The sequence below is a fragment of the Massilia sp. BAP21 genome (assembly GCF_057801335.1).
This window is the reverse complement of sequence record NZ_CM173596.1, coordinates 2,648,546-2,662,158: the sequence shown is the minus strand read 5'-3', so window position 1 is coordinate 2,662,158 and position 13,613 is coordinate 2,648,546. Positions and strand designations below refer to the sequence as shown.

The window sequence follows — 13,613 nt, the reverse complement described above, 5'->3', positions numbered from 1 at the left end:
TAGAATCTCTTTCAAGCCATATTGCAGGGGAATCACATGCATCGCTATAAAAACATCAGCGGCGAATCCGGTGTCGTCGCCTACGACATCGGCCGCCGTTCGATCACCGTGGAATTCCGCAGCGGCGAGCGCTACCTCTACACCGACGACAGCGCCGGCGCCGACAACATCACCGAAATGCAGCGCCTGGCCACGCTCGGCAGCGGCCTCTCGACCTACATCAGCCAGATCGTGCGCGAGCGCTATGCGCAGAAATTGAATTGAATTGGTAACCATGAAACTCAGCACCCTGCCCGACCGCAGCTATGCCGTTTTCCTGTTCGACATGGACGGCACCCTGCTCACCTCGATCCGCTCCGCCGAACGCGTCTGGACCGCCTGGGCCACGCGCCACAAGCTCGACGTCGAGAAATTCCTGCCGACCCTGCACGGCAAGCGCACCCACGACACCATCAGCCAACTGAAACTGCCCGGCGTCGACCCGATCGCCGAAGCCGCCTGGATCACGGCCGCTGAGATCGAAGACGTGGCCGACATCGAAGCCATCACCGGCGCTGCCGCTTTCCTCTCCAGCCTGCCGCCCGAACGCTGGGGGATCGTCACCTCGGCGCCGCGCAAGCTGGCCGAGGCACGCCTGGCCGCGGCCGGCCTGCCCTCGCACCGCCTGCTGGTGGCGGCCGAGGATGTCGAGCACGGCAAGCCCGCGCCCGACCCTTTCCTGCTCGGCGCACGCAAGCTCGATGCCGCCCCGGCCGACTGCCTGGTGTTCGAAGACACGCAAACCGGCCTGCGCTCGGCCGAAGCGGCGGGCATGGACGCCATCGTCGTCACGCTGACCCACGCACATCCGATGGAAACCACCGTGCCCGCCATCCTCGACTACGCCGACCTGCAGGCGCAGCTTGATGCCGACGGCGGGCTGCGCGTGCTGCGCAAGGCCGCCTGATCAACCTTCCTGCTGCGGCGCCGGCATCAGCCAGAACGCCGCCAGCACCACGTGGATCACGGCGCCGAGCGGCGCGTACCACAGCGACACCAGGATCGCCGCAGCGTACAGCCCGATCGACACGCGGTTCTTGCGGCTGCCCCAGGCCATCGCATGGCCGCCCGCGCTGACATCGAGCCGCCAGGCCAGCAGCATGAAGGAGATCGAGCAAAGCAGCAGCACCGCGCCATACAGCGCCACCGGCAGCGGCGCCATCGGGTTCTCGCCGGCCCAGGCGGTCACATACGGGATCAGCGACATCCAGAACAGCAGGTGCAGGTTGGCCCACAGGATGCCGCCGTCCACCTTCTGAATCCGGTCGAACAGTGCGTGGTGATTCACCCAGTAGATGCCCACGTAGACGAAGCTGAGCGCATAGCGCAGCCAGCCAGGCAGCACGTGGGCCAGGTCGGCCACCTCGGTGCCGTGCGGCGGCTTCAGCTCCAGCACCATGATCGTGATGATGATGGCGATGACGCCGTCGCTGAAGGCTTCGAGCCGGCCCTTGCTCATGGTGCGGCGCGACGTGTTTGTGACGACGGTGCTCATGGCGCCACCAGCTGCCCGGCCGGTTCCGGGCGCCATACGTGGAAGGTCAGGATCGCCACCGGCAGCGCCAGCATCACGAAGCCCAGCGCCAGGTAGGCAAACGCCGCGGCGGCGCAGCCCAGGGCAAAAGCCAGCACCGGCCAGAAGAACTTGGCGCAGCGCGCGGCGGTGGCGGCATCGGCCGCACCGCGCAGGCGGTCGACGGTGTCGATGACGAGCTGGGTCACGTTCCCGGTCATCATCGAGGTTGGCGCCAGGTGGCTCAGCAGCAGCTTGCTGGCCGCGCTGTGCGCACCCATCGCGGCGGTGCCGAGCAGCCCCGCCGCCATCGCCAGCGCGCCGACGCTTTTACCCACCGGCTCGGCCAGCATGCCGCACACCATGAAGCCGAGCAGCAGCACCAGCTGCAGCAAATAGACCGGCCGCGTGGCAGCGGTGCCGCGCCGCTCGCAACTTGCCACCAGCAGCCGGCAGGCCGCCACGCCGAGAATGAATGCCGGGAAGGCGAGCAGTTTCAGCAGCGACGGCGTTTGCGTGGGGTCGGCCAGCGACACCGCGATCAACACGAAGTTGCCGGTCACGTGGGCCGTGAACAGCCCGAACAGGGCGATGAAGCCGAAGGTGTCGACGTAGCCGGCCAGGAAGCCCATGCTGGCGCCTTGCAGGCGCTGGAATTGTGGGGTCGTCATGATCAGAACGCGAAGCAGCTGCAACCGAAGGCACCCCAGAAGCCGCCGAAGTCCGACACCGGCACGTTCGCCTTGCGCGCCCGGTCGTGCGAGTGGGCATGCACGCCGCAAGGACCGCTGCACTGGTGCGGCATGGCGATCTTCGCCTGTGACTGTGGCGCGGCGCGGCGCCAGTGGCCCGGCACCTTCTGCACCGGCGACCATTCCGGCAGCACCGGAATCGGTGCTGGCCCGTGGCCCGTGAACTCGGCCGCGCCATACACCACCTTGCCGCCGACGACCGTCAGCACCGACTCGATGGCCTTGATGTCCTCTTCCGGCACGGTGAAGAAGTCGTTCGACAGCACCGCGAGGTCGGCCAGCATGCCTTCCTGGATGCGTCCCTTGCGGCCCTGCTCGTTGGAGAACCAGGCGCTGCCCGCGGTCCAGAGTTCGAGGGCCGTCTCGCGCGGCAGGTAGCCATTGTCTCCGTACAGGGCCAGGCCGCCGACAGTGCGCCCGGTAACCAGCCAGTACAGTGCCGTCCACGGGTTGTAGCTGGCCACGCGGGTGGCGTCGGTGCCGGCGCCGACCGGCACGCCGCTTTGCAGCATCTGCTTGATCGGCGGCGTGGCGCGCGCGGCGTCCTTGCCATAGCGGTCGACGAAATATTCGCCCTGGAAGGCCATGCGGTGCTGGATGGCGATGCCGCCGCCCAGTGCGCGTACGCGTTCTATGCTGCGTTCGCTGATGGTCTCGCAATGGTCGAACATCCAGTGCAGGCCGTCGAAGGGAATCTCGCGGTTCACCTTTTCGAAGACGTCGAGCATGCGCGTGATCGACTCCTCGTACGTCGCATGCAGGCGGAAGGGCCAGCGACTCGCTACCAGGTGGCGCACCACCTTTTCCAGTTCGTCTTCCATGCCGGCCGCCAGTTCCGGGCGCGGCTCCAAAAAGTCCTCGAAGTCGGCTGCCGAAAACACCAGCATCTCGCCGGCGCCGTTGTGGCGGTAGTAATCGCTGCCCTGCCCCGGCGTCACCATGTCGGTCCAGCGCTGGAAGTCTTCCAACTCGCCGCCCTTGTTCTGGGTGAACAGGTTGTAGGCGATGCGGATGGTCAGCTGTTCCTCTCGGTCGAGCTGCTCGACGACGGCGTAATCGTTCGGGAAGTTCTGGAAGCCGCCGCCGGCGTCGATGGCGCTGGTAATGCCGAGGCGGTTCAGTTCGCGCATGAACTGGCGCGTGGAGTTCACTTGCAAATCGAACGGTAGCGTCGGGCCCTTGGCCAGGGTGGCGTACAGGATCATCGCGTTCGGGCGGGCGATCAGCATGCCGGTGGGGTTGCCGGCCGCATCGCGCTGGATCTCCCCGCCTGGCGGGTTCGGCGTGTCCTTGGTATAGCCGACGGCGCGCAAGGCGGCGCGGTTCAGCAGTGCGCGGTCGTACAGGTGCAGGATGAAGACCGGCGTGTCGGGTGCGGCGGCGTTGATCTCGTCCAGGGTCGGCAGGCGGCGCTCGGCAAACTGGAACTCGCTCCAGCCGCCGACCACGCGCACCCACTGCGGATGCGGGGTGCGGTCGGCCTGGTCTTTCAGCATGCGCAGCGCGTCGCCAAGGGATGGCACGCCTTCCCAGCGCAGCTCGAGGTTGTAGTTCAGTCCACCGCGGATCAGGTGCAGGTGCGAATCGTTCAGGCCGGGGACCACGGTGCGGCCGTTCAGGTCGAGCACCTGGCTGCCCGCTTGCCGGAAGCGCATCACGTGCTCGACGTCGCCGACGGCGAGGAAGCGGCCATCCTGCATGGCGACCGCAGTGGCTTGCGGCTGCTCGCGGTCGAGGGTGGCGAAACGGCCGTTGATGAGGATGAGGGGCGCCGCGGCGCTGCGGTTGGACTGTGCTTGCATGTGCTGCTCCTGTCGCCGGGCGCTGGCCGGCACGATGGTGGGGATAAGGTCCGTCCTGGCGGCGGACCTGTGGTCGGCTTGCGGTAAGGCTTAGTGGGTGGCCGGCACCGGGGCCAGCACTTCGTTCTGCCCCTGGTTGCGGGCCGCGGCCTTGTGCACCATCGTGTAGGCGTAATCGACACCCATGCCGTAGGCGCCGGAGTGCTCGCGCACGATGTCCATCACGGCGTTGTAGGTGTCGCGGTGGGCCCAGTCGCGCTGCCATTCGAGCAGCACCTGCTGCCAGGTGACCGGCACCACGCCGGCCTGCACCATGCGCTGCATGGCGAAGTCGTGGGCTTCCTTCGTGGTGCCGCCGGAGGCATCGGCCACCATGTAGATTTCGTAGTCGCCTTCGAGCATGGCGCACAGGGCGAAGGTGGTGTTACAGACTTCGGTCCAGAGACCGGCCACGATGACCTTCTTGCGGCCGTTAGCCTTCAGCGCGTCGCGCACCTTCTGGTCGTCCCAGGAATTCATCGAGGTGCGCTCCAGGATCGGCTGGCCAGGGAAGACGTCCAGGATTTCCGGGTAGGTCTTGCCTGAGAAGGAATCGGTTTCCACCGTGGTGATGGTGGTCGGGATACCGAAGGCTTTTGCTGCCTTGGCCAGGCCGACCACGTTGTTCTTCAGGGTCTGGCGGTCGATCGACTGCACGCCGAAGGCCATCTGCGGCTGGTGGTCGATGATGATCAGCTGCGAGTTTTCCGGGGTCAGGACTTCGAGTTTGGCGTTGTTCATGGTGTGCTCCTTTGGTATTGTGGTTTGCCGGGCCTGGCCGCGGCGGGTTTGGAAATCGATCAGCCTTGACGGGTGTCTTCGGCTTCGGTGCTGGCGTTGACTGGCACGCCGGTAATCTTGGTCTGGCATTCGCTGGCGAACCAGGCGCGGGTGAGCGGGATGCCCTCGATCACACGCTTGGCCACCGGCACGATCTGCTCGCCGGCCAGCATGCCCAGCAAGCCGATCAGGGCGATGGCGGGCGGCGCCGGGGAGCGCACGTTGATCACACCGTAAAGCACGCCAGCCAGGATGCCGGCGCCGAAAGAGATCAGGTAGACCATGTTCGCTCCTCGTTGTACTGCGTTGATGATGCCGATACGTTCGGTTATATCGTCGAACGCTTCGGCTGCCCGTAGTGCCTGCTTCTTTGCTGCATCGCCCTGTGTGTGCTGCGATGGAGTTCATTATGCGTGGCTAAAATGAAAACGAAAAACGGGAAAAATGCCGTTGTAAAATCAAATTTTTCGATGATTGTTTTTGGGGTGGCGGCCGGGCTTGGGCTGCTGCCAGTGAAAAGACTTTGACCGTGTTGATGAGATGAAGATTCCGATGACTTCCTGTCCGCTTGTCCTGCTGCCTGGGTTCATGCTGGACGAGACCCTGTGGGATGAGGTCGTTCCACTGTTGCAGTGGAAGGCGCCGGTGCACCGTTTGCCGCTGGGGCCGGGCACGACGACGGACGAGATTGCGCGCAGCGTGGCGCGGGCGGCGCCGGAGCGGTTTGTGCTAGTGGGCTTTTCGCTAGGCGGCTATATCGCGCGCAAGGTGGCGGAGTTGTTTCCGGAGCGGGTGGCGGCGCTGGTGCTGGTTGCCAGCTCGCTCGAGTCCGATACACCGGAGCGGGCCAAGGCGAAGCAGGATGCGATCAGGGCGCTCGATCCCTCCACTTTCCGTGGCTTGAGCATGGGAGCGATTGCGCAGTCGCTGCATCCGGACCGGCGCGGGGACCGGGAACTGGTCGCGCGGATCAGGGAGATGGGACGGCGGCTCGGTTATGAGGCGATGGTGGTGCAATCGGGATTGCGGCGCGATGGGATTGCGGCAGCGGAATTGCGGTGTCCGACGCTGGTGATTGGAGCGGGGCAGGATGCATTGCGCAGTGCACGTGAGACCGAGGAACTGGCTAGGGCAATTCCCGGAGCACTACTGCAAGTGATTGAACAATCCGGGCACATGGTGCCTTTGGAGCAGCCGGCAGCATTCACCGCTGCGATTAAAAACTGGTTTGGTCTGTTAGAAAATGCTTGCTGATTCCAGGACGACGAAGTGAAAAGCGACAGCATTTACCCTGGCCTCTCGGCTCGTCGTATTAAGCATCGATAAATATTGCAGTAGCGTAAACACATAACAAGGACTAACACTGCTGTCTTATTTACAAGGACCAGACCGCTACCTTGAAGCTCGTCATGATAGCCGCAGCAGTACTCATCGGTGTTTTTGCTATCTTTTTCGTGTCGGCGCGGTCAGCGCAATCGGCAGCGCAAGCGCCTGCCGATATCGTGATCGAATCCATCCAACTCGATCCTGCCGATGGCAGTACCTTGCCTGAACAAACGCCCATCCTTGCAACCATCAAATTCCGCTTTACCCAACCCGCTACCGACGTCGGTGTCTGGGTAAGAATCTTTGACAACACGTTTGCATCCCAATACATCGGCACGCCGGAACGCCTGCGGCCTGGAACACACGTGATCACACGTGGTGCTTACCTGACAGAACCCGGCAAGCTGGATCGGCTCACGGTGGTATTCAAAAATCACCAATCGACCGAGATTTTTCGGCAGGATATCCCAGTCGACTATACCTTTGTGGCCGACCCTTCACTCGATACGCTCAAGAAGGTCGGCATCGGCTCGACGATCACCAAGGTGGGACTCCCGAACGGTAAACGCGCCACCGTAAAAAAAGGCACCTTTATCCCGGTCTTGCTGGATTATTCCATCAACACCACCGAAGGTCTTTTCGCGGGCGCCGTTGCTGACACAAGCTGTAGCGTGACGTCTACCGGCCTGTTGGAACCCCTGACAGGTCAAGGCACGGTTCAGATGGGCTTTGCGGTAGGCGAGCCATGCTCGGTGAAACGCGTAAGAGTGATATTGCGCAATGCCGCTGAAGGCTATGTCTACGAAGAGTTTGTTGACGTGGATTTGTCCATCACAGACTAGGACCATATCCCGTGCAAGCCTGCGCCATGTCCAACACACTTTGCTTATCCTGAGCACCTGGATACCACATGATCCTTCGAACGCTACTACTCTGCTTTTTCCTGCTGATGCAGAATATGGCGATTGCACGCGATCGAGTGCCGGTCAACTCACAGCTGGGCCGTATCGCAATAAAGATTCCCGCTGGACTGAATGGCCCGGATCGTTTGTTCCCAAATAAGGGAACCGAGCTACTTGTTTTTTATTCGCAAAAGGAGTCGCCGCCGACACTGCTTCAACTGACGCAGGTATTGATTCCCGCTGCCCCACTGGAGGTCGATGAAAAGACAAAACAGGAAGCAGCAGCACATTTCCTGACCGGCTTCCTGCAAACCTTCAGCCAAAACGTCCAAGAGTGGAAACGCTCACCGATCGACAAGCTGCGACTCGGACAATACGCGGCAGTTCGCGCAACATGGACCGGTAATTTCCATGGCCTACCTACAACCGGAACCATGTACATGCTTGTACTTGGCAAGGAATCGTACTGCCTTCATACATTTGGCCAGATGGACCTCCCCAATCCCCTGCTCCAGTCATCGATTCGGGCAATCGAAGCATTGCACGTGGAACGATGATGCCGGACTGCCCGCCCGGCAGTGCAGGGATCATGTTCGGCAGGCGGGTGCGTATTTTTCTACTGGCATACCATTCTTGAAATCCAGACGAGGTATCGAACCCGAAGCAAGCTTGCTGATCGGTTCCAACGCGCCTGCATGCGCGCCATCCACGCAGCGAATCTCATCAATATGCAACATCCGTTGCAAAATTTGACGAAATTGCGTGACAGTTGCCGTAGCGCAATTTAAGATGATGGGCCTTTACCACACTTCGGCTGCACGCCCGTGCCTGCCTCTCCAATGAGCAACCTCAACAATATCGCCGGCTGGCGGGAGCGCATCTTTGCCTCTTTGCTGACAGTTGTACTGGTTGTGGGCGTCATTTCCACCGCCGTCGTCATTCCCTTCCTGATCCAGAACGGCATGTGGCAGGTTGCGCTTGCCGATGGGTTGGCGTTGGCCTGGATGTTCGGCATCTGGCGCCTCAAGCGGCTCTCGTATGCCACCCGTGTCCTGAACTTCCTGGCGGTGGTATACGTGCTGGCCATCGTCCTGATGCTGTCGGTCGGTTCCGCCAGCCTGAGCTACCTGCTCGGCCCGCCCCTGATCGCCGCCATCCTGCTGAACCTGCGCTCGGCCATGATCGCCACCGCCCTTGGCGTCGCCGCCCTCATTCTGGCCGGTGCGACAGGCCATATCGAATTGGGCGTGCCGGGCATGAGCGATGCGCCGCTGAAGTCGTCGGTCGTTGCCGCCATTAACTACAGCACGGTGGGCGTCATGCTGTCACTGACCTGTGGCACCCTCCTGCAGGGCCTGGCGCGCTCGCTCAAGGAGCTCGAACTCACTTCCGCAGCCGTGGCGCGCCTGAACGACATGGTCCTGATCCTCGAGGCTGCCGACATCCCTGGCCCGGACCAGCCTATCATTTTCGTCAACGATGCCTTCCTGCACAGGATGGGCTATGTCCGCGACGAGGTCCTCGGCAAGGGCTTGCATCTCCTGCGTGGACCGGACACCGACGACACCGCCTTTGCCGGCATGTTCGGGGCGATGGAGGAAAACCGTTCGGCCAAGGCCGAGCTCATGGCCCATACAAAAGCTGGCGCGGCGTTTTGGCTGGAAATCGAGGTCATGCCGTTTACCCGCGACGAGGAATGCGCGAGCCACTGGGTCGTGGTCAGCCGCGACATCACGGAACGCCGCCAGGCGGCGGACGCCATCCACCGCCTGGCGTTCTACGATGTGCTGACCGGGCTGCCGAACCGGCGCCTGCTGATGGATCGCCTGGGCACCGTGGTGACGCGCAGCCAGGCCGAACACACCGTCAGCGCGCTGCTGTACCTGGACATCGACAAGTTCAAGAACGTCAATGACGAACGCGGTCATGCAACCGGCGACCTCCTGCTCGAACATGCCGCCGCGCGCTTGCAACAGGCCGTATGCGGAAGCGGCCTGGTCGCCCGCATCGGCGGCGACGAATTCGTCGTCCTGCTCGACAGCCGCGATCCGCATCCGGATACCGCCGCACGTCTTGCCCTGGAGGCCGCCGCCCAGGTGCGCGACACCCTGGCGGCGCCGCTCGACCTCAAGGGCAAGCCCTACCACATCGCGGCCAGCATCGGCATCGCGCTGGCCAGGCCCGGCGGGCCGGGTGCGCACGACCTGCTGCGCGAAGCCGACACTGCCATGTACCACGCCAAGGCCGCCGGCCGCGACGGCGTGAGGGTGTTCGAGGACGCCATGCTGGCGGACGCGCAGCACGCACTCATGCTGGAACGCGACCTGGCTGCGGCGCTCGAGAACGGCGAACTGGCCATGCACTTGCAGTTGCAGGTCGACGGGCGCGGCCTGCCGGTCGGCGCCGAACTGCTGATGCGCTGGCGCCGTGCCGACGGCAGCATGGAGCGGCCCGACATCTTCATTCCCGTGGCCGAATCGAGCGGCCTGATCGTGCCGCTCGGCCACTGGGCCCTGCGCCAGGCCTGCGCTGCCTGGCTGGCGCTCGACCGGGCCGGCTGCCCCCTGCCCCTGTCGCTCAACGTCAGTCCCCTCCAGTTCCGCCAGCCGGACTTCGTCGAGCAGGTGCACAGGATCTTCACCGAGATGGGCGTGCCGCCGCAGCAGTTCATCTTCGAAGTCACGGAAGGACTGCTGATCGAGGACATCGACCAGACGATCACGCGCATGCACCAACTGGCCAGCCTGGGCATCCGCTTCTCGGTCGACGATTTCGGGACCGGCTACTCGAACCTGGCCTACCTGAAGAAAATGCCGCTATACGAGCTGAAGATCGACAAGAGCTTCATGCGCGATACGCCGCAGGACCACAACAGCACGGCGATCGTCCAGTCCATCCTGGCGATGGCCAACCACCTTGACCTGCGCGTGGTGGCGGAAGGCGTGGAAACCGCGGCACAGGCGTGCTACCTCGGGCAGCATGGGTCAGCTTGTATGCAGGGCTACCACTATCACCGTCCGATGCCGCTTGGCGACGTGATCGCGCGCCTGCAAACTACCGCCGAAGCCGCATGACAGGCGCGCATTGAGAGGCGCTTATTGAGAGTTGCTCACTCGTGCCGGTACACGCGCTGATCGAGGGTCTGCTCTTCCAGCGCCGGCGTATCCGCAGCCACTGCAGCGGCCGGCGCCACAGCGTCGCGCTTCGGATACGGCGTGCCATCCCTGTGCGTATAGCTGTCGGTGGTGCCGTCGTACACCAGGTCGATGTCCGGATAATTCGCCCGGTCCGCCGGAATGCTCGGGCCCACGGCCACGAACAGGGCATTGCCCCAGCTGCGGTTCACCAAATGATGCCCATTCGGTTTCCCCGCCGGGAAGGCCGCGCAATCGCCCGCGCGCATCAGGGTCTCGCCTTCGTCGGTGATGAGGGTGAGTTCGCCCGACACCACCATCACGAATTCGTCTTCATGCGTATGCCAGTGGCGCTGCGACGAGGCCGCGCCAGGCTTCAGTTCAACCAGGTTGACGCCGAACTGGGTCAGGCCGCCGGCCTCGCCCAGCGCCTGGCGGCTGCGGCCGTTGACGATCTCGGCGAAGGGTTCGGGATAACCGGTGCCGGTCAACACGGGGATACTGCTCAGGTCTAGCCGCGACATGCTTGCTCCTTATGGAATGAGTGGGCCGCGGCTGTGACCGGTAGGTGCGTATCAGCCGCGTTTCTGCACCAGCGTCAGGATATCGTAACTTGCCACCAGTTCGTCGTTCTGGTTAGTCACCTGCACATCCCAGGCCACCACGCCCTGCCCGCGTCCCTGCTCATCAAGACGGTTGCGGTCGACCTTGCGCTTGCAGGTCAGGCGGGCGCGGATGGTGTCGCCGATCGCCACCGGCGCCACGAAGCGCAGGTTATCCAGGCCGTAGTTGGCCAGCACCGGGCCCGGCGCCGGCGAGACGAACAGCCCGGCCGCCGCCGACAGCACGAAGTAGCCGTGCGCGATGCGCTTGCCGAACTGCGTGTCCTTGGCCGCGATCTCGTCGAAGTGCATGTAGAAGTAGTCGCCCGAGATACCGCCGAAATTGACGATGTCGGCTTCGCTCACGGTGCGGCGGTGGGTCAGCAGCGAATGGCCGATCTCCAGGTCTTCGAACCAGCGGCGGAACGGGTGGATCTCCGATTCCTTCACCGCGCCGCCGCGCACATACTCTCCGGTGACGGCGGTGAGCATGGTCGGCGAACCCTGCACCGCCGCGCGCTGCAGGAAGTGTTTTACCGCGCGGATGCCGCCCAGTTCTTCGCCGCCACCGGCGCGGCCCGGGCCGCCGTGCTTCAGCTGCGGCAGCGGCGAGCCGTGGCCGGTGGAATCCACCGCCGATTCACGGTCGAGGATGTGCACGCGGCCGTGCGAGGCGGCGGCAATCGGCACCGCATGCGCGGCGATCATCGGGTCCTTGGTCGCCAGCGTGGTCACCAGGCTGCCGCGGCCCAGTGCGGCCAGGTGCAGGGCTTCGTCGATGTCGCGGTAGGTCATCATGGTGGACACCGGGCCGAAGGCTTCGATGTCGTGCACGGCCGTGTTGATCGACGCGTTGCGGCACAGGAGCAGGGTCGGCGCGAAAAAGGCGCCATTCGCCGCGTTCTCGCCGACCGGATTGAAGCCATGGTGGGCGCCGAAGATGACTTCGTTGCCGCGCGCGAGCATCTCCACGCGTTCGCTGACGTCGCGGTGCTGGTCCATCGAGGCGAGCGCCCCCATGCGCACGCCTTCCATCTTCGGATTGCCGACCACGGTCTTTTCCAGGCGCGCGCGCAGGCGCTCGCCCAACGCGTCCACATGCTGTTCGGGCACGATGATGCGGCGGATCGCCGTGCACTTCTGGCCGGCCTTGCCGGTCATCTCGCGTGCGACTTCTTTTACGAAGAGGTCGAACTCGGGGTCGTCCGGCGTCACGTCCGGCGCCAGGATGGCGGCGTTCAGCGAGTCGGCTTCGGCCGTGAACGGGACCGATTCGCGGATCAGGTTGGCGTTGGCTTTCAGCTTGGCGGCGGTGTCGGCTGAGCCGGTGAAGGTAACGGCATCAAAACCCGTCAGGCGGTCCAGCAAATCGCCGGTCGAGCCGATCACCAACTGCAGCGCGCCTTCGGGCAGCAGGCCGGATTCGTGGATCATTTTCACGACCGCGTGGGTCAGGTAGCTGGTGGCAGTCGCCGGCTTGCCGATGCAGGGCATGGCGGCCAGGAAGCTCGGCGCGAATTTCTCGAGCAGGCCCCAGATCGGGAAGTTGAAGGCGTTGATGTGCACGGCCAGGCCGCCTTTTGGGACCAGGATATGGGTGCCGGCAAAGCCGCCGCGCTTGCCCAGGTTCAGGGCCGGGCCTTCGTGCAGGACGTTCGAGGACGGCAGCTCGCGCGAGCCCATGCTGGCGTAGGCGAACAGGGTGCCGATGCCGCCTTCGACGTCGACCCAGCTGTCGGGGCGGGTGGCGCCGGTCAGGTGGGAGATCTCGTACAGCTCTTCTTTCCGCTCCATCAGGTAGAGGGCAAGGGCTTTCAGGCGCTGGGCGCGGGTCTGGAAGTCGAGCTTCATCAGGGCGGGGACGCCTTGCTTGCGGGCGTAGGTCACGGCCTCGTCGAAATCGAGCTTTTCGGCGTGGGTGTGGTAGACCAGCTGGCCGTCGAGGGCGCTGTGCAGGGGGGTGGCGGCTTCGTTGCCGATCCAGCGGCCGGCGATCCAGCTTTGCAGGGTGGTTGGGGTGTGCATTTGATGTCTCCTCGGATTTCTTTCAGGCGTTCGGGCTGGTCATCGGCCGGAATCCGCGTGGGCTCGAGAGCCCACCCTACGGACAGCCCGCAGCCGGTTATTCTTTGGGGGTGTGGCCGCCGTTATTACTGAAATCGAAGACGGGGCGGTTAGGTTTGATTTCGGTGTAGGCCTCGACTTCGCGCATGGTGTTGCGCGAGCGGTCGGTCAGCTGGTGGTACTGGCGGGTGCCGAAGCTTTTCCAGGCGATTTCTTCGGGCTTCAGTTCGCGCATCACGCGGGCCGGGGTGCCCATCACCATGCTGCGCGGCGGGATCACCATTTTCGCTTTCACGAAGCTCATCGCGGCGACGATGGATTCTTCGCCGACCACCGCGCCATCCATGACGACGGCGTTCATGCCGACCATGGCGTTGCGGCCCACGCGGCAGCCGTGCAGCACGGCGCCGTGGCCGATGTGGCCGTCGACTTCGATGACGGTTTCGCCGTCCTCGAAGCCGTGCATCACGCAGCTGTCCTGCACGTTGGCGCCCTCTTCCAGGATCAGGCGGCCGAAGTCGCCGCGCAGCGAGGCCAGCGGGCCGATGTAGCAGCGCGGGCCGACGATTACGTCGCCGATCAGCACCGCCGTCGGATGCACGTAGGCCGTGGGGTGAACCACCGGACGGACGCCGTCGATTTCGTAGACTTTCACCATTT

Annotated in this window: 14 protein-coding genes; 6 read left to right on the top strand and 8 right to left on the bottom strand. The window is 64.0% G+C overall.

Annotation, left to right across the window (positions count from 1 at the left end; translation table 11 throughout):
* Positions 1-36: 36 nt before the first annotated feature.
* Positions 37-264 (top strand): hypothetical protein, encoded by a 228-nt coding sequence (locus ACWYRN_RS11780; RefSeq protein ID WP_229437377.1) that lies wholly within the window; start codon positions 37-39, stop codon positions 262-264.
* A gap of 10 nt (positions 265-274) precedes the next feature.
* Complete coding sequence (locus ACWYRN_RS11775; protein WP_488692588.1) at positions 275-946, top strand: HAD-IA family hydrolase; 672 nt, start codon at positions 275-277, stop codon at positions 944-946.
* Here ACWYRN_RS11775 and ACWYRN_RS11770 read toward each other — a convergent pair whose 3' ends face one another.
* From ACWYRN_RS11770 to ACWYRN_RS11750, 5 genes are all read right to left on the bottom strand, one after another.
* Complete coding sequence (locus ACWYRN_RS11770; protein ID WP_488692587.1) at positions 947-1,534, bottom strand: TMEM175 family protein; 588 nt, start codon at positions 1,532-1,534, stop codon at positions 947-949.
* Positions 1,531-2,223 carry a YoaK family protein gene (locus tag ACWYRN_RS11765; RefSeq protein WP_488692586.1) on the bottom strand — a complete coding sequence of 231 codons (693 nt, stop codon included), beginning with the start codon at positions 2,221-2,223 and terminating at the stop codon, positions 1,531-1,533. Before ACWYRN_RS11765 ends, ACWYRN_RS11770 begins: the two co-directional genes overlap by 4 nt.
* Positions 2,224-2,225: 2 nt before the next feature.
* Positions 2,226-4,106, bottom strand: coding sequence for an amidohydrolase (locus ACWYRN_RS11760; protein WP_488692585.1), 1,881 nt, complete (start codon positions 4,104-4,106; stop codon positions 2,226-2,228).
* A 90-nt stretch (positions 4,107-4,196) separates the two neighbouring features.
* On the bottom strand, positions 4,197-4,886 hold the full coding sequence (locus tag ACWYRN_RS11755; protein WP_488692584.1) for a hydrolase: 690 nt from the start codon (positions 4,884-4,886) through the stop codon (positions 4,197-4,199).
* A gap of 59 nt (positions 4,887-4,945) precedes the next feature.
* Positions 4,946-5,209 (bottom strand): XapX domain-containing protein, encoded by a 264-nt coding sequence (locus ACWYRN_RS11750; RefSeq protein WP_488692583.1) that lies wholly within the window; start codon positions 5,207-5,209, stop codon positions 4,946-4,948.
* 268 nt (positions 5,210-5,477) lie between these two features.
* Between ACWYRN_RS11750 and ACWYRN_RS11745 the strand changes: the two genes are divergently transcribed.
* The 4 genes from ACWYRN_RS11745 to ACWYRN_RS11730 all read left to right on the top strand — a co-directional run bounded on the left by ACWYRN_RS11745 (position 5,478) and on the right by ACWYRN_RS11730 (position 10,227).
* Positions 5,478-6,179, top strand: a complete 702-nt coding sequence (locus tag ACWYRN_RS11745) for an alpha/beta fold hydrolase (protein WP_488692582.1) — start codon at positions 5,478-5,480, stop codon at positions 6,177-6,179.
* Between the two features lie 155 nt (positions 6,180-6,334).
* Positions 6,335-7,093 carry a hypothetical protein gene (locus tag ACWYRN_RS11740; protein ID WP_488692581.1) on the top strand — a complete coding sequence of 253 codons (759 nt, stop codon included), beginning with the start codon at positions 6,335-6,337 and terminating at the stop codon, positions 7,091-7,093.
* Between the two features lie 68 nt (positions 7,094-7,161).
* Positions 7,162-7,710 carry a hypothetical protein gene (locus tag ACWYRN_RS11735; RefSeq protein ID WP_488692580.1) on the top strand — a complete coding sequence of 183 codons (549 nt, stop codon included), beginning with the start codon at positions 7,162-7,164 and terminating at the stop codon, positions 7,708-7,710.
* A gap of 282 nt (positions 7,711-7,992) precedes the next feature.
* Positions 7,993-10,227 (top strand): putative bifunctional diguanylate cyclase/phosphodiesterase, encoded by a 2,235-nt coding sequence (locus tag ACWYRN_RS11730; RefSeq protein ID WP_488692579.1) that lies wholly within the window; start codon positions 7,993-7,995, stop codon positions 10,225-10,227.
* Positions 10,228-10,262: 35 nt separating this feature from the next.
* On the opposite strand, the gene ACWYRN_RS11725 is transcribed toward ACWYRN_RS11730, so the two are convergent.
* The 3 genes from ACWYRN_RS11725 to ACWYRN_RS11715 all read right to left on the bottom strand — a co-directional run bounded on the left by ACWYRN_RS11725 (position 10,263) and on the right by ACWYRN_RS11715 (position 13,611).
* Positions 10,263-10,811 carry a cupin domain-containing protein gene (locus tag ACWYRN_RS11725; protein WP_488692578.1) on the bottom strand — a complete coding sequence of 183 codons (549 nt, stop codon included), beginning with the start codon at positions 10,809-10,811 and terminating at the stop codon, positions 10,263-10,265.
* A 51-nt stretch (positions 10,812-10,862) separates the two neighbouring features.
* Positions 10,863-12,914: a phenylacetic acid degradation bifunctional protein PaaZ gene (paaZ, locus tag ACWYRN_RS11720; protein ID WP_488692577.1), complete on the bottom strand. Its 2,052-nt coding sequence runs from the start codon at positions 12,912-12,914 to the stop codon at positions 10,863-10,865.
* Positions 12,915-13,011: 97 nt separating this feature from the next.
* Positions 13,012-13,611: a phenylacetic acid degradation protein PaaY gene (locus ACWYRN_RS11715; protein WP_488692576.1), complete on the bottom strand. Its 600-nt coding sequence runs from the start codon at positions 13,609-13,611 to the stop codon at positions 13,012-13,014.
* Between the last annotated feature and the right edge of the window lie 2 nt (positions 13,612-13,613).